This window comes from Escherichia sp. XD33, assembly GCF_019375075.1.
GTDB classification, from domain to species: Bacteria; Pseudomonadota; Gammaproteobacteria; order Enterobacterales; family Enterobacteriaceae; genus Enterobacter; species Enterobacter flexneri_A.
The window spans coordinates 18982-35204 of the sequence record NZ_JAENDM010000012.1 but is presented as its reverse complement, the minus strand read 5'-3'; the positions used below and the strand labels follow the sequence as shown (position 1 = coordinate 35204).

Sequence of the window (16223 nt, the reverse complement as noted above, 5' to 3'; positions counted from 1 at the left end):
AAAGAGACGTACTATGGAAAACGCTAAAATGAACTCGCTCATCGCCCAGTATCCGTTGGTAAAGGATCTGGTTGCTCTTAAAGAAACCACCTGGTTTAATCCTGGCACGACCTCATTGGCTGAAGGTTTACCTTATGTTGGCCTGACCGAACAGGATGTTCAGGACGCCCATGCGCGCTTATCCCGTTTTGCACCCTATCTGGCAAAAGCATTTCCTGAAACTGCTGCCACTGGGGGGATTATTGAATCAGAACTGGTTGCCATTCCAGCTATGCAAAAACGGCTGGAAAAAGAATATCAGCAACCGATCAGCGGGCAACTGTTACTGAAAAAAGATAGCCATTTGCCCATTTCCGGCTCCATAAAAGCACGCGGCGGGATTTATGAAGTCCTGGCACACGCAGAAAAACTGGCTCTGGAAGCGGGGTTGCTGACGCTTGATGATGACTACAGCAAACTGCTTTCTCCGGAGTTTAAACAGTTCTTTAGCCAATACAGCATTGCTGTGGGCTCAACCGGAAATCTGGGGTTATCAATCGGCATTATGAGCGCCCGCATTGGCTTTAAGGTGACAGTTCATATGTCTGCTGATGCCCGGGCATGGAAAAAAGCGAAACTGCGCAGCCATGGCGTTACGGTCGTGGAATATGAGCAAGATTATGGTGTTGCCGTCGAGGAAGGACGTAAAGCAGCGCAGTCTGACCCGAACTGTTTCTTTATTGATGACGAAAATTCCCGCACGTTGTTCCTTGGGTATTCCGTCGCTGGCCAGGGTCTTAAAGCGCAATTTGCCCAGCAAGGCCGTATCGTCGATGCTGATAACCCTCTGTTTGTCTATCTGCCGTGTGGTGTTGGCGGTGGTCCTGGTGGCGTCGCATTCGGGCTTAAACTGGCGTTTGGCGATCATGTTCACTGCTTTTTTGCCGAACCAACGCACTCCCCTTGTATGTTGTTAGGCGTCCATACAGGATTACACGATCAGATTTCTGTTCAGGATATTGGTATCGACAACCTTACCGCAGCGGATGGCCTTGCAGTTGGTCGCGCATCAGGCTTTGTCGGGCGGGCAATGGAGCGTCTGCTGGATGGCTTCTATACCCTTAGCGATCAAACCATGTATGACATGCTTGGCTGGCTGGCTCAGGAAGAAGGTATTCGTCTTGAACCTTCAGCACTGGCGGGTATGGCCGGACCTCAGCGCGTGTGTGCATCAGTAAGTTACCAACAGATGCACGGTTTCAGCGCAGAACAATTGCGTAATGCCACTCATCTGGTGTGGGCGACGGGAGGTGGAATGGTGCCGGAAGAAGAGATGAATCAATATCTGGCAAAAGGCCGTTAATAACGTTTCAACGCAGCATCGCAATCCTTTCCCTGGGTGAGCGATGCTGCCGATGGCGCAGACTTAAGATCCCCGGTCTTACCCGCTATAACCCCCTCCTTTTATCATCACCCAACGCCTTTCGCTGTAAACGGCGGTTTCGCAAACCAAACCAAAACCGTAAGTAAGATAAAAGCAATAGCCGCCATACGGAAAATCTCATTTGCAGAAATAGAAAGTGACTGCTGGGTTATTTCATTATTAATTTCATTAAGAACTCCTGAAAGCGAACCATAGTATTTATCCATAATTTGTGACGATGAATTAAACACGGGGTTAAATTGATCGATGGTTGCTGTCAACTGACTATGGTGTAACGATTCGCGTCGTCCCCACAGCGTCATTGTCAACGACGTACCAACTGATCCTGACAAGGTACGAAAAAAATTACTCATACTCGAGGCATTGGCAAATTTATTATCTGGCAAGCCTGAAAACGAAATCGTTGTTAAGGGTAAAAAGAAACAGGCAACGGCGAATCCCTGAAAAAACTGCGGCATAATGATACCTGTAAAATCAATCGTTGGCATAAATGTCACAGAACGCCAGTAATAGCAAACCGCATACATCAAAAAACTGAATGTCACCAACACCCGCATGTCTATTTTGTTGCCATAACGTCCTATCAAAGGTGAAATTAATAGTGGCATGATGCCGATGGGCGCATAAGCAAGTCCGGCCCATATCGCATTATACCCCATCGTTTCCTGGAGTAACTGCGGCATAAGGACGATCGCTCCAGAGTAAAATAAATACGCGCATGTGATACTCACAATACCAATGGTGAAGTTACGGGACTTAAACAAACTGAGATCAAGAATCGGGTTCTCTGAGGTCGACTCCCAAATGACTAAAGAGATCAGAGAAATAACTGATACTACTGTTAATATTATTATCGTACTCGAGTTGAACCAATCCAGATCGCGCCCTTTATCAAGCATAATTTGCAAGCCACCAACACCGAGCACTAACAGGGTCAGTCCTGGTAGATTCATTTTGACCGGTGAAGTCTCAGTTTCTCTTCCTTTAAGTAAGGTTAAGCATAATGTCAGGACGACAATCCCCATAGGGACATTGATTAAAAATATCCAACCCCAGCTAAAGTTATCACAAATATAGCCGCCCAATATCGGCCCACATATCGGAGCGATAATCACGGTCATTGACCATAATGCCAGAGCAAATGTCCTTTTTTCTGGTGGGTAATTCCTTAATAATAAACTCTGTGACAGTGGAATTAACGGCCCCGCCATTAACCCCTGAACGACTCTAAAAAATATCAGCACATCAAGATTGGTCGATAGGCTACACATTAATGAAGACAGCGAAAAAAAGGTTACTGAAAGTAAAAATAATCTTAATTCGCCTATTCTTTGTGCCAACCTGCCAGTAACAGGGATCGCAATGGCATTTGCTACACCAAACGAGGTGATAACCCAGGTGCCTTCGTCTGTTGATGCTCCCAGAAAGCCAGATATTGTCGGTATTGCGACGTTAGAAATAGTGGAATCCAACATTTGCATAAATGTCGCTAATGACAATGCAATAGTGACGCACCATAACGTCCCACCGGTTAATGGTGCCGGAGTTGATTTAGTGATTGCCATTAAAGTTGTCCATTATGCGAAATAATGTTGCTAATTTCTTTTTCTATCGGACTGGTATCGATAACTAAAGCCTTACTGGTATAAGCCGGCATGGAGGTCACGGTTGAAGCCAGCTCAGGCATCTCGGCAATGTCTTCGTTCTTCGTATCAATAGTTGCTGTCATCGATAAACCAATACGCAAGGGATGTTCCATGAGTTCTTTTGGATCAAGAGAAACTTCAACCGGTACACGCTGAACGATTTTGATCCAGTTCCCTGTCGCATTTTGTGCAGGTAATAAGGAGAACGCATTGCCGGTTCCCATATTGATCCCTGTCACCCGACCATGAAACACAACATTTTCACCATAAAGATCGCTGATAATATTGACCGATTGACCAATCCGTACATCCGTGAGTTGTGTTTCTTTAAAGTTGGCATTAACCCACATTTGACGTGCCGGTACGACAGCCATTAACGATTGTCCGGGGCTCACTGTTTCGCCGACCTGAACACTTCTCTGGGCAATATAGCCGGTAACCGGACTCTTAATATCCGTACGTTTAAGCGCCAACCAGGCTTCTTTAGTTGCATCCGCCGCTTCAACGACTTGTGGCTGACGGTTTAATGGTGTGTTCATTACTAAAGCTTTATTCGCTTTATAAGCCTGGATAGCGGCATTCAATGCCGCTTTGCTACTTATTAACGTATCTTTGGTATGCTCCAGCGTTTCTTTTGAAATAACCCCCTGCTTCGCTAACGGCACTCGACGGTTATAATCTTCTAAAGATTGTTGATACTGAATACGTGCTGAAGCGACTTCGGCACTGTATTGTTTATCCTGTAAGTATAGTTTATTCGTTTGCCGAACAATATTTGCCAGATTATTTTTAGCTTTATTGAGTGCGATAGTGGCATCAGTTTTATCCAGTGAAACTAAAATGTCACCTTGTCGAACGTAGTTCGTATCTTTATGATTAACGACAGTGACACTACCTGAGACTTGTGCAGAAATTGGATCTGCATTCCCCGTGACATAGGCGTCATCTGTACTAATCATGTCTTCTAATTCCATTGACCAATAGGCATAGGCACCTGAAAACGCAATAAATAAAACTACCGCCAATAAAGAAAAGTATTTTCTTCTGTTAGAATGTTTTTTATTTGAATTAATCTGTTCCACTATTATCTCTCATTTCTCATAGATGAAATTTATGAATTGAATGAAAAGAGCATTCATTCTTCATATCAAACACAGTGCATGTGTTGCACATTATCCCAGGAACGTTGGAGGCCTAATTTAAATGAGGTGCAAAAAAAACAACAGAGGACTAAACCGTGGCTTTTGCAATACAATTCTTACGCCTGTAGGATTAGTAAGAAGACTTATAGTGCCAACTTGAAACTATAAATCATCGGTACAATCCCTGATTTTATTGTTGACATTTCATTTATGCCGACTATTTATATGGTATACTTGTCGGATTATCTTAAAGGAAGCTCAGATTTTCTTATTTTTATTGAGAAAATGAGATGACGCCTTATGTCTGTATTACTACAGGGAGAAGGGAGATGCTTCATTGCAAAGGGAATAATCTATGAACGCAATAATTATTGATGACCATCCTCTTGCTATCGCAGCAATTCGTAATTTATTGATCAAAAACGATATTGAAATCTTAGCAGAGTTGACTGAAGGCGGAAGTGCCGTTCAGCGGGTGGAAACACTTAAGCCTGATATCGTCATCATTGATGTCGATATCCCCGGAGTTAACGGTATCCAGGTGTTAGAAACGCTGAGGAAGCGCCAATATAGCGGAATTATTATTATCGTCTCCGCTAAAAATGACCATTTTTACGGGAAACATTGTGCTGATGCTGGCGCTAATGGTTTCGTGAGTAAAAAAGAAGGCATGAACAATATCATTGCGGCTATTGAAGCTGCAAAAAATGGCTACTGCTATTTCCCCTTCTCTCTCAACCGGTTTGTTGGAAGTTTAACGTCCGACCAGCAAAAACTCGACTCCTTATCGAAACAAGAAATTAGTGTCATGCGGTATATTCTTGATGGCAAGGATAATAATGACATTGCTGAAAAAATGTTCATCAGCAACAAAACTGTCAGCACTTATAAAAGTCGCCTGATGGAAAAATTAGAATGTAAATCACTGATGGATCTTTACACATTCGCACAACGTAACAAAATCGGCTAACCACATGAAGTTTTTACCCTATATTTTTCTTCTCTGTTGTGCTCTTTGGTCGACCATGAGTTTCGCAGACGAAGATTACATCGAATATCGTGGCATCAGTAGTAACAACCGTGTCACACTTGATCCACTACGTCTGAGCAACAAGGAATTACGTTGGTTAGCGAGCAAAAAAAATCTTGTGATTGCAGTACACAAGTCCCAAACGGCTACCTTGTTGCATACCGATTCGCAGCAACGGGTTCGTGGTATTAATGCTGATTATTTAAATCTTTTAAAAAGAGCGTTAAATATCAAATTAACACTCCGGGAATACGCCGATCATCAAAAAGCAATGGACGCGCTGGAAGAAGGTGAAGTCGATATAGTGTTATCACATTTAGTTGCTTCGCCGCCTCTTAATGATGACATTGCTGCAACCAAACCATTGATAATTACCTTTCCGGCGCTGGTAACCACCCTTCACGACTCAATGCGACCGCTTACCTCACCAAAACCAGTAAATATTGCTCGGGTAGCAAATTACCCCCCAGACGAGGTAATTCATCAATCATTTCCAAAAGCAACAATTATCTCTTTTACAAATTTATATCAGGCATTAGCATCCGTCTCAGCTGGGCACAATGATTACTTTATTGGTAGTAACATCATTACCAGCAGTATGATTTCCCGCTATTTCACTCACTCCTTAAATGTAGTGAAATATTATAACTCGCCGCGTCAATATAATTTTTTCTTGACCAGAAAAGAATCTGTCATTCTTAATGAAGTACTCAATAGATTTGTTGATGCTTTAACAAATGAAGTTCGCTATGAAGTATCACAAAATTGGCTTGATACAGGAAACCTGGCCTTTCTGAACAAACCATTAGAACTCACTGAACATGAAAAACAGTGGATTAAGCAGCATCCCAATTTAAAGGTGCTGGAAAATCCTTACTCGCCCCCCTATTCTATGACGGATGAAAATGGCTCGGTTCGGGGCGTTATGGGGGACATTCTTAATATTATTACCTTGCAAACAGGTTTAAATTTTTCTCCGATCACCGTTTCACACAATATCCATGCTGGAACACAGCTTAGCCCCGGAGGATGGGATATAATACCTGGCGCTATTTATAGTGAAGATCGAGAAAATAATGTTTTATTTGCTGAAGCCTTCATAACAACGCCTTACGTTTTTGTCATGCAAAAAGCGCCTGACAGTGAACAAACATTAAAAAAAGGAATGAAAGTTGCCATTCCATATTATTATGAGCTGCATTCGCAATTAAAAGAGATGTATCCGGAGGTTGAATGGATACAGGTCGATAATGCCAGCGCTGCATTTCACAAGGTTAAGGAAGGTGAACTTGATGCTCTGGTCGCGACACAGTTAAATTCGCGTTACATGATCGATCATTACTATCCTAATGAACTTTATCATTTTCTTATTCCTGGCGTTCCGAATGCATCGCTTTCGTTCGCTTTTCCTCGCGGAGAACCGGAACTTAAGGATATTATTAATAAAGCACTGAATGCAATTCCCCCAAGCGAAGTTCTGCGCCTGACGGAAAAATGGATTAAAATGCCCAATGTGACCATTGACACATGGGACCTATATAGCGAGCAATTTTATATTGTTACGACATTATCCGTTTTATTAGTTGGCAGTAGCCTTTTATGGGGATTCTACCTGTTACGCTCAGTTCGTCGTCGTAAAGTCATTCAGGGTGATTTAGAAAACCAAATATCATTCCGAAAAGCACTCTCGGATTCCTTACCGAATCCAACTTATGTTGTAAACTGGCAAGGTAATGTCATTAGTCATAATAGTGCTTTTGAACATTATTTCACTGCGGATTACTACAAAAATGCAATGTTACCATTAGAAAACAGTGACTCACCCTTTAAAGATGTTTTTTCTAATGCGCATGAAGTCACAGCAGAAACGAAAGAAAATCGAACAATATACACACAGGTATTTGAAATTGATAATGGCATCGAGAAAAGATGCATTAATCACTGGCATACATTATGCAATCTTCCTGCAAGTGACAATGCAGTATATATTTGTGGTTGGCAAGATATTACTGAAACGCGTGATCTAATTAATGCACTCGAGGTAGAAAAAAATAAAGCGATAAAGGCTACCGTAGCAAAAAGTCAGTTTCTGGCAACGATGAGTCACGAAATAAGAACACCAATAAGCTCTATTATGGGCTTCCTGGAACTTCTGTCGGGTTCTGGTCTTAGCAAGGAGCAACGGGTGGAGGCGATTTCACTTGCCTACGCCACCGGACAATCACTCCTCGGCTTAATTGGTGAAATCCTTGATGTCGACAAAATTGAATCGGGTAACTATCAACTTCAACCACAATGGGTCGATATCCCTACTTTAGTCCAGAACACTTGTCACTCTTTCGGTGCGATTGCTGCAAGCAAATCGATCGCATTAAGTTGCAGCAGTACGTTTCCTGAACATTACCTGGTTAAGATCGACCCTCAGGCGTTTAAGCAGGTCTTATCAAATTTACTGAGTAATGCTCTCAAATTTACCACCGAGGGGGCAGTAAAAATTACGACCTCCCTGGGTCACATTGATGACAACCACGCTGTTATCAAAATGACGATTATGGATTCTGGAAGTGGATTATCGCAGGAAGAACAACAACAACTGTTTAAACGCTACAGCCAAACAAGTGCAGGTCGTCAGCAAACAGGTTCTGGTTTAGGCTTAATGATCTGCAAAGAATTAATTAAAAATATGCAGGGCGATTTGTCATTAGAAAGTCATCCAGGCATAGGAACAACATTTACGATCACAATCCCGGTAGAAATTAGCCAGCAAGTGGCGACTGTCGAGGCAAAAGCAGAACAACCCATCACACTACCTGAAAAGTTGAGCATATTAATCGCGGATGATCATCCGACCAACAGGCTATTACTCAAACGCCAGCTAAATCTATTAGGATATGATGTTGATGAAGCCACTGATGGTGTGCAAGCGCTACACAAAGTCAGTATGCAACATTATGATCTGCTTATTACTGACGTTAATATGCCGAATATGGATGGTTTTGAGTTGACTCGCAAACTCCGTGAGCAAAATTCTTCCTTACCCATCTGGGGGCTTACAGCCAACGCACAGGCTAACGAACGTGAAAAAGGGTTAAGTTGCGGCATGAACTTATGTTTGTTCAAACCGTTGACCCTGGATGTACTGAAAACACATTTAAGTCAGTTACACCAAGTTGCGCATATTGCACCTCAGTATCGCCACCTTGATATCGAAGCCCTGAAAAATAATACGGCGAACGATCTACAACTGATGCAGGAGATTCTCATGACTTTCCAGCATGAAACGCATAAAGATCTACCCGCTGCGTTTCAAGCACTAGAAGCTGGCGATAACAGAACTTTCCATCAGTGTATTCATCGCATCCACGGTGCGGCTAACATCCTGAATTTGCAAAAGTTGATTAATATTAGCCATCAGTTAGAAATAACACCTGTTTCAGATGACAGTAAGCCTGAAATTCTTCAGTTGCTGAACTCTGTAAAAGAACACATTGCAGAGCTGGACCAGGAGATTGCTGTTTTCTGTCAGAAAAATGACTAAATAGCGGCTCCCACAATGTTCAAATGTGGGAGCTATTTACCAGCACATCTTACATTTATGATGAGAACTCCTGGCGAATTTGTTCCCCATGCTGGTCGAGCGTTGCCGCTCCCGGCATAACATGCGGGTCCGCGCAGCCGCTGATTTTTATCGGATTACCCGGCATCATTATTCCCCCGGCTTCAATCAACATATTTCTCGCCTGAGTTTGTGGCAATTTAATGGCCTCAGCCACACTTAATAACGGCGCGACGGGTACACCAACTTCATGTATTCTGGCTAACCAAACTTCAGCTGCCTGCGTTTTTAACGTCCGCTCAATATATTGTTTAAGAATAGCCTGGTTTTGTACGCGTAAAATATTGCTGCTAAATCGGGGATCATTAACCAGTTCCGTAAGCTCCAGTGCCTGGCATAACGCAGAAAAAAGCTTGTCATTACCACAACAAATCGTAATCGGCTTATCCTGAGTATTGAAAACATCAAAAGGTGCCATGTAGGGATGGCGATTTCCCAGACGTTGTGGTGACTTCCCAGTTGCGATATATGCCATCAGACCATGCTCCAAAAAACTCAGCGTGGCATCAAACATCGCTATATCGACATGCGCCCCTCTCTGGCTCTTTTCGCGGCCATAAAGTGCACTCACTATTCCGCTGAATAAATAGACACCGCCGCATAGATCCGCAAGAGATGTACCAACGCGCACTGGCGGAGCATCAGGATATCCTGTTTCCATCATTATCCCGCTCATTGCCTGAATGATGGTATCGTAGGCAGGAGCATCTTTTAGCGGACCGGTATGTCCGAAACCTGACGATGAAGCATATATGAGGCGCGGGTTGATTTCTTGAAGCGTTTCCCATGAAAACCCCAGTTTTTCCATTGTACCTGGGCGAAAATTCTCAGCTAATACATCAGCTTGTTTGAGCATATTTATAAATATACTTTTATCGTGATCATTCTTTAAATCAAGAACCACACTCTCTTTGCCATGATTAATAAAACTGTAATAGAGTGACTGTCCATCCACATAGGGACCAAATGTGCGGGTATCATCACCATGACCCGGCGGCTCAACTTTAATTACCCTTGCGCCCATATTACAAAGAAGTTGAGTTCCGAAAGGTCCATTAAGGACATGTGTCATATCGATAACTAATAAGCCTTCAAACGGGCCTTTGCTTTCATTATTTGTCATTTGCTTATGCCTTGAAAAAAGCCGAAGGTGAAAAGACACTTCGGCATTTATGTAAAATCAATAACATGATTAATTATGAAACCAGTCGACTGACATAAATCCACAAGGGAGCCGTGACGACAAAGCCCAGTACGCTCACAGCCAATGACGCTGTACCAGTACGGGTGTAGACATTAAACCGGCTGGCAATAATGATTCCGGAGAATGCCGGCGGTAATGCGCCTGCCAGTACCATCATCTGCAGATGTTCGCTGTTCAAATGACATGCCATACCAACGAAAAGCAGTGCCAGTGGCATCAGAATCAGCTTCAGGAAGGTGTTATAAGCAATTTCGGCACTGAACTCGAATTTATGTGCAGCCAGAGTCAACCCCGCAGCGAATACCGCTACCCCTGAGTTAGCCTTCGCAATCAGATTAAAGGTTGGGTCCCATGCTGCCGGAATTTTTACCCCAACCAACACCAGGATCGTTGCCAGAACAGGTGCCCATACTACTGGCTCCTTTGCCGCAGAAATTAATGCGCTCAGATTACTATTCTTCTTACCATCCGCTCCTGAAGAAGGATTCAGCAAATACAGACCAATAGGAATAGTAATTGCGTTAACAATAATAGAAATAATTGCTACCACTAAACCTGTTGATACGGAATCACCATAAATAGGATCGAGAACTGCAAACCCCAGGAATCCAATGGTAGGTGAACCTGCAATTAATGCACATACAGCTGCTTCTGCATGGGTACGTTTAAAAAATTTGTAGCAACCGAACCAGGAGAAAAAGAAACATCCGACAATAACCACAAGTGATACAAGGGTCAGACGAGTGTCCGCAAAAATCATTTCCCTGTTTGCCCGAGTAATAGATACAAATAGAGCCGCAGGAAGCGCGTAGTTTAATACCAGTTTATTAAATGCCCGAGCTTGATCTTCTGAAAATGTTTCTCGTCTGCCGCTAAAATAACCCAACAGCATGATTACGATAATAGGCAATAAATCGCCAATAAAAAATGTTAGCATAATAGTATTTCCGATAAGGGTCCCTTCACCATCGCATAATGAGTTGGCAAGAGGAGACGATGTCAGTATTTAATTACCAGCGACTTGTTTTGGGTTAAGTTTGGTAATATGGCCACTTTCAGTTCCTGCTGCAGGGTCGATGACCACATTAATAATGGTCGGTTTGCGCGACTGAATACCGGTGGTTAAAGCATGACGAAGTTCATCTGTCGTGGTGACGTTATAGCCAACGCCACGAAACGCATCCATTAATTTGTCATACCTTGCATGGTGCAACAGATCCGTTGGTGATGGTGCACCAGCGCCACTGAGATCAACACCGTCTCCTCTGTAGATGCCGCCATTATTAAAAATAACGATCGTCACCGGCAGGTTATATCGACAAATCGTTTCAATTTCCATCCCACTGAAACCAAAAGCACTATCACCTTCAATGGCGACAACCGGAGAACCAGAAGTCACGCTAGCACCGATGGCATAGCCCATACCGATGCCCATGACACCCCAGGTACCACAATCCAGACGACGACGTGGTTTATACATATCAATAATATTTCGTGCATTATCCAGGGTATTTGCACCTTCATTAACTAAATAAATATCCTGGTTCTCGCGCAATACGTCGCGCACAGCACTTAATGCATTAAAGTAATTTAATGGTTGAGTATCTGTACTTAATTTTTCATGCATTTTTTGTGCATTTTGCTGCTTGTGGATATTTAAAATATCGCGCCATACCAGTGGAGTCGTAAATGTGTTTTGTTTCAGTTCTGCCAGCATACCTTGCATACTGGATGCAATATCACCAACGACTGGCACAGCAATGGGGCGGTTGCTGTCAATTTCCTGCGGTTCAATATCCAGTTGAATAAACTGTGTATCTGCCGCCCATCCTTTTTTACCGTGTGCCAATAACCAATTCAGTCGTGCACCAACAAGCATGACAACGTCAGCATTTGCCAGGGCAAACGAACGCGCAGCTGCCGCAGAAAGTGGATGCGTATCTTCAAGGATCCCTTTCGCCATAGACATTGGCAGGAATGGAATCTGAGTACTTTCAATAAATTCACGAAGCTGTTCATCAGCTTGTGAATACGCCGCGCCTTTGCCAAGGATAATTAATGGCCGTTCAGCTTTTGCTAAAAGCGAAATTGCGCTAGTGACTGACTTCGGGCATGGCAATAATGCTGGCGACGGATTTTCAACTTTAACAATCGTGGTTAACGCTTCGTCTTTTTCCATCGTCGCGGCCAGGACATTTGCTGGCAAATCAAGATAAACTCCGCCAGGGCGACCCGATACAGAGACCCGGATAGCGCGTGCCAATGCAATGCCAAGATCCTGCGGCTGATTAACGCGAAATGCTGCTTTGGCATACGGTTTTGCCGCATTCATTTGGTCCAGCTCTTCATAATCACCTTGCTGTAGGTCGACGATCGCGCGGTCGCTGGAGCCGCTAATCATGATCATCGGAAAACCATTTACCGTTGCGTTGGCCAATGCGGTCAAACCATTGAGGAATCCTGGCGCAGAAACTGTCAGGCAGATCCCCGGTTTTTGGGTAAGAAAACCGCTTGCCGCAGCGGCATAGCCTGCCGACTGCTCATGACGAAAACCAATATAACGAATGCCTTCCGCCTGGGCATGGCGTGCCATATCCGTCACAGGAATACCTACAACACCATAAATAGTGTCAATATTATTCTGTTTTAATGCTTCAACGATGATATGCATACCATCTGTCATTTGAAGTTGATCTGACATGATTAATAACCTCGAAATTTTTATAAATTGGGAGCCAGAAGCCCCCGTTAATATCAGATGGCGTGGTTTTGCTTCATTGCAGCAATTTCATCGTCGCTATAACCCAGCTCCTGCAATACAGCAGCGGTATGTTCACCTAATAGCGGCGCAGCTTTAATATCCGGCGTAAAGGCAGAGAATTTCATTGGACAACCAACGGTCAGATATTTTCCACGCAACGGTTGTTCCACTTCAACAACACTGCCACTTTGGCGCAAAGAGGGATCAAGTGAAATTTCTTTCATACTTAAAACCGGTGCACAAGGAATATCAAACTGAGTCAAATAGGCCACCGCTTCATGTTTATCAATAGTGACAGTGTATTTTTCGATTTCAGCAAAAATATCGAAAATATGTGGCTGTCGTGCATGGGCTGTACTGTATGCCGGATCGGTAATCCATTCTGGTTTGCCGATGGCTTTACAGGTGTTTTCCCAGTTTTGCTCCTGAATAGTGAAATAAATATAGGCGTTAGGATCGGTTTCCCAGCCTTTACATTTCAGGATCCAGCCAGGCTGACCGCCACCACCTGCATTACCACCGCGGGGAACTGCATCACCAAATGTACCATTCGGATACTGCGGGTATTCTTCCAGATAACCCAATTTATCGAGACGCTGCTGGTCACGTAATTTCACGCGGCAAAGGTTCAATACGGCATCCTGCATTGACATGGTGACTCGTTGCCCACGCCCCGTTTTTTCGCGATGCAGCAAAGCAGCAAGTAAACCGATCAGCAAATGCATTCCGGTGTTGCTGTCACCCAACGCTGCAGCGCTTACCAGCGGCGGACCATTCCAAAAACCCGTAGTGGATGCCGCGCCACCCGCTGCCTGAGCAACGTTTTCATAGGCTTTTACATTCACATAAGGCGAACACTCATCAAACCCTTTGATCGAACCAAAAATCAGACGTGGATTGATTTCTTGAATATGCTCCCAGGTGAAGCCCATGTGATCAATGGCCCCTGGATGAAAGTTCTCGACTAAGATATCAGCTTCGCGGATCAGCTTTTCCATTACCTCTTTGCCTTCCGCTGTTTTGGTATTTAACTCAATAGAACGTTTGTTACTGTTAAGCATGGTGAAGTAAAGCGCATCGATATCAGGAATATCTCGCAGCTGGTGACGCGTTACGTCACCAACGCCGGGACGTTCAATTTTAATAACGTCAGCGCCAAACCAGGCCAGCATTTGAGTACAAGATGGGCCAGATTGCACACCGGTGAAATCGAGAACTTTAATTCCTTGAAGTGGAGTTGACATAGCAATACCTATTAGTTAATTAAATATGTGTTAATTTAGCGTTTATTTAAGGCGTAATATCTTCTATAAATAACCCGCAAAATATCGTCGTAGCTGCACTCGATATTTTTAAAATCCTGTATCAAGTGCTGAAAATCATTTCATCGCCACTTCCAATTCCTTTCTGCATGGTAAGTAGTGAGGACGAAAAGAAGAATATGATAAATATTGATTCGTGGTAATCAGAGAGAGTCGCGACATTTGTGATGTTATTCTTACAACTGTAAGAAGCGCCGGTGATTTACAAGCAAGGGTATGATTACGCTTTTTAAAGCGTACCATAAAACATAACATAATAAATGATTTGTGATGACACGGGATTATTGCGGTTTACTTTGAGGAATATAAAATGCGAGTTTATAGCACCGCGAGCGCCAAATAATTTTATGACCACAACCTGTCGTATTGTGGTCATAAAAAATTGTCGGCTGGAGGGAGTTAAATCCTTTACCTCAATATACTGCCTGTCAGCATTAGTTCACAAACAGTGCTTCGCTATCGACGATGATTCCATCTTCCGCACCTTTAAGCGCCAGGTTTGCCTCGTAGTATTGCTTTTTATCAAGCAGTTTCTGCGCATCAGCAAGTGCATTACGAGTCTGTTTAAGTGGCATCAGATATTGGTTTTCCATTACGCCAACACCGGCCAGGCGAAGCTCTTCCATTGCGCCCTTTTTATCCCCTTTCGCCATTTTTTCATTGGCAATTTTTATCGCGGCTTCTTTTTCGGGAGTTGCTACATAACTCTCAGAAATTCCGACAGATGCATTAATGACAATATATTGGTCATCATTGAGATTGGTCTTTTTACCTGGCTTAGCGAACTTTGCCCATTCGGTACTGTCATCTGACAGCAAAGCGGAAGCTTCATTGGTCAGTTCTTTTGCCTTTTCTGGATCGCCATGAAACAGAGCCAGGCGCGCTACCTGCACGTCACGCATCGCATATAAACCTTGTTCAGAGATACGCTCTGCTGCCGCTGCCGTTTTCTGGGTTTGCTGAACTTGCTGAGTTTGCTGTTGTGCCGCTACCGGAGCATTATCAGCAGCCCATACAGTTGAAGATGCCAGAATTGCTGTGACCATCGTGGCCATAATTAAACGTTTCATACTTACCTCATTCTTTAACAGTTTTAGAAAACGCCGCCATCATATTGGGTGAGCATGAAATGAGAAATCAGAGAGCAACGGTCATTTTGAAAGGGTTATCTTACAGTTGTAGTTATTATCGCAAGAAGTATTTTAGTCTTACAATTGTAGGAATATGCTTCCTGTCGCAGAGAACTATTCTTATATACCACAAAGAGATGTCATTTATTATATCGATGTAAATACTGATTAATTAAATGTAAATACAGCCATAACATCGTAGGTTCTCAGTGAACCATTTTCAGGATAACTTTCTATGAAAGTAAACTTAATACTTTTCAGCTTATTTTTATTGGTCTCTATTATGGCATGCAATGTTTTTGCATTTTCCATTTCGGGTGGTGGAAGTGAGAGGAGCTATAAAGAGACTGAAAAAACATCAGCGATGACGACCACACACTCTACAAAACTTCAGCCATCACAGGCGATTTTGTTTAAGATGAGAGAAGATGCGCCACCATTAAACCTCACAGAAGAAATGCCGCCCCCTTTTCCGACAAAGGCGAATTATCTTATTCATCCTGTGCGATAGCGTCTTTCACATGGCAGGTGAACAATCATGTCTGATGCTGATGTGAACACCTGCCCAAATGAGCCATCCTGACCCACTACCGCCTGCCATACCCCACCATAAAGCGAATCATCAAGCCACAAGCCGGGGCAAGAAACATAAATATCCCCGTCACTAGTTCATTACCGCCAGTTAACCACATGGTGAAGTAATAAATGAGTGCAGCGAGGATCACCATGCCGAAGAAAGAAGAGACCGCCGATACCACGTTCAGTACCTGACCGATGTAGCCGCTTACGCAGACAATACACAGGGCGAGAAACATCCATAAATTAATCATAGCTCAACCTCCTGCCGCGCTAAAAAACCTGTAACTTCAGTCACTTTAATAGTAAGACAATCCTTAACCTCTGGCAATTTTTGCTAAGCATCAATGAAAACAGCATGTTAAATGCAAGA

12 protein-coding genes are annotated in these 16223 nt (G+C 43.4%); 4 read left to right on the top strand and 8 right to left on the bottom strand.

The genetic code is table 11. The annotated features are described in order from the left end of the window. Positions 1-13: 13 nt before the first annotated feature. A complete protein-coding gene (gene dsdA / locus K0778_RS09460; RefSeq protein WP_063084755.1) occupies positions 14-1342 on the top strand; it encodes a D-serine ammonia-lyase in 1329 nt (442 codons plus the stop codon). A gap of 107 nt (positions 1343-1449) precedes the next feature. Here the strand turns inward: dsdA and emrY are convergent, their stop codons facing one another. Both emrY and emrK read right to left on the bottom strand, forming a co-directional pair. Further along, on the bottom strand, positions 1450-2988 hold the full coding sequence (gene emrY / locus K0778_RS09455; protein WP_001018731.1) for a multidrug efflux MFS transporter permease subunit EmrY: 1539 nt from the start codon (positions 2986-2988) through the stop codon (positions 1450-1452). After that, on the bottom strand, positions 2988-4151 hold the full coding sequence (gene emrK, locus K0778_RS09450; RefSeq protein WP_000435167.1) for a multidrug efflux MFS transporter periplasmic adaptor subunit EmrK: 1164 nt from the start codon (positions 4149-4151) through the stop codon (positions 2988-2990). Before emrK ends, emrY begins: the two co-directional genes overlap by 1 nt. A gap of 415 nt (positions 4152-4566) precedes the next feature. Between emrK and evgA the strand changes: the two genes are divergently transcribed. Further along, positions 4567-5181, top strand: a complete 615-nt coding sequence (gene evgA, locus K0778_RS09445) for an acid-sensing system DNA-binding response regulator EvgA (RefSeq protein ID WP_000991370.1) — start codon at positions 4567-4569, stop codon at positions 5179-5181. A gap of 4 nt (positions 5182-5185) precedes the next feature. Further along, a complete protein-coding gene (evgS, locus tag K0778_RS09440; protein ID WP_001355656.1) occupies positions 5186-8779 on the top strand; it encodes an acid-sensing system histidine kinase EvgS in 3594 nt (1197 codons plus the stop codon). A 55-nt stretch (positions 8780-8834) separates the two neighbouring features. Here evgS and yfdE read toward each other — a convergent pair whose 3' ends face one another. The 5 genes from yfdE to K0778_RS09415 form a co-directional block, all read right to left on the bottom strand. Beyond that, positions 8835-9980, bottom strand: a complete 1146-nt coding sequence (yfdE, locus tag K0778_RS09435) for a CoA:oxalate CoA-transferase (protein ID WP_001296867.1) — start codon at positions 9978-9980, stop codon at positions 8835-8837. Positions 9981-10053: 73 nt separating this feature from the next. Next, positions 10054-10998 (bottom strand): transporter YfdV, encoded by a 945-nt coding sequence (gene yfdV / locus K0778_RS09430; RefSeq protein WP_000955025.1) that lies wholly within the window; start codon positions 10996-10998, stop codon positions 10054-10056. A gap of 69 nt (positions 10999-11067) precedes the next feature. Continuing rightward, positions 11068-12762 (bottom strand): oxalyl-CoA decarboxylase, encoded by a 1695-nt coding sequence (gene oxc, locus K0778_RS09425; RefSeq protein ID WP_001283499.1) that lies wholly within the window; start codon positions 12760-12762, stop codon positions 11068-11070. Positions 12763-12815: 53 nt separating this feature from the next. Further along, complete coding sequence (gene frc, locus K0778_RS09420) at positions 12816-14066, bottom strand: formyl-CoA transferase (RefSeq protein ID WP_000106766.1); 1251 nt, start codon at positions 14064-14066, stop codon at positions 12816-12818. 512 nt (positions 14067-14578) lie between these two features. Then, positions 14579-15214 (bottom strand): YfdX family protein, encoded by a 636-nt coding sequence (locus K0778_RS09415; RefSeq protein ID WP_000825600.1) that lies wholly within the window; start codon positions 15212-15214, stop codon positions 14579-14581. Positions 15215-15509: 295 nt separating this feature from the next. Between K0778_RS09415 and ypdI the strand changes: the two genes are divergently transcribed. Beyond that, entirely contained in the window at positions 15510-15785 is a 276-nt protein-coding gene (gene ypdI / locus K0778_RS09410; RefSeq protein WP_000867631.1) for a colanic acid biosynthesis lipoprotein YpdI, read from the top strand. 76 nt (positions 15786-15861) lie between these two features. Here ypdI and K0778_RS09405 read toward each other — a convergent pair whose 3' ends face one another. Beyond that, positions 15862-16104, bottom strand: coding sequence for a YfdY family protein (locus tag K0778_RS09405; RefSeq protein ID WP_000609275.1), 243 nt, complete (start codon positions 16102-16104; stop codon positions 15862-15864). Between the last annotated feature and the right edge of the window lie 119 nt (positions 16105-16223).

Excerpts from the sequence above, each read along its gene's own strand:
- dsdA (WP_063084755.1), top strand. The coding sequence starts at position 14 with ATGGAAAACGCTAAAATGAACTCGCTCATCGCCCAGTATCCGTTGGTA.
- emrY (WP_001018731.1), bottom strand. The coding sequence starts at position 2,988 with ATGGCAATCACTAAATCAACTCCGGCACCATTAACCGGTGGGACGTTA.
- evgA (WP_000991370.1), top strand. The coding sequence starts at position 4,567 with ATGAACGCAATAATTATTGATGACCATCCTCTTGCTATCGCAGCAATT.
- evgS (WP_001355656.1), top strand. The coding sequence starts at position 5,186 with ATGAAGTTTTTACCCTATATTTTTCTTCTCTGTTGTGCTCTTTGGTCG.
- yfdE (WP_001296867.1), bottom strand. The coding sequence starts at position 9,980 with ATGACAAATAATGAAAGCAAAGGCCCGTTTGAAGGCTTATTAGTTATC.
- yfdV (WP_000955025.1), bottom strand. The coding sequence starts at position 10,998 with ATGCTAACATTTTTTATTGGCGATTTATTGCCTATTATCGTAATCATG.
- oxc (WP_001283499.1), bottom strand. The coding sequence starts at position 12,762 with ATGTCAGATCAACTTCAAATGACAGATGGTATGCATATCATCGTTGAA.
- frc (WP_000106766.1), bottom strand. The coding sequence starts at position 14,066 with ATGTCAACTCCACTTCAAGGAATTAAAGTTCTCGATTTCACCGGTGTG.
- K0778_RS09415 (WP_000825600.1), bottom strand. The coding sequence starts at position 15,214 with ATGAAACGTTTAATTATGGCCACGATGGTCACAGCAATTCTGGCATCT.
- ypdI (WP_000867631.1), top strand. The coding sequence starts at position 15,510 with ATGAAAGTAAACTTAATACTTTTCAGCTTATTTTTATTGGTCTCTATT.
- K0778_RS09405 (WP_000609275.1), bottom strand. The coding sequence starts at position 16,104 with ATGATTAATTTATGGATGTTTCTCGCCCTGTGTATTGTCTGCGTAAGC.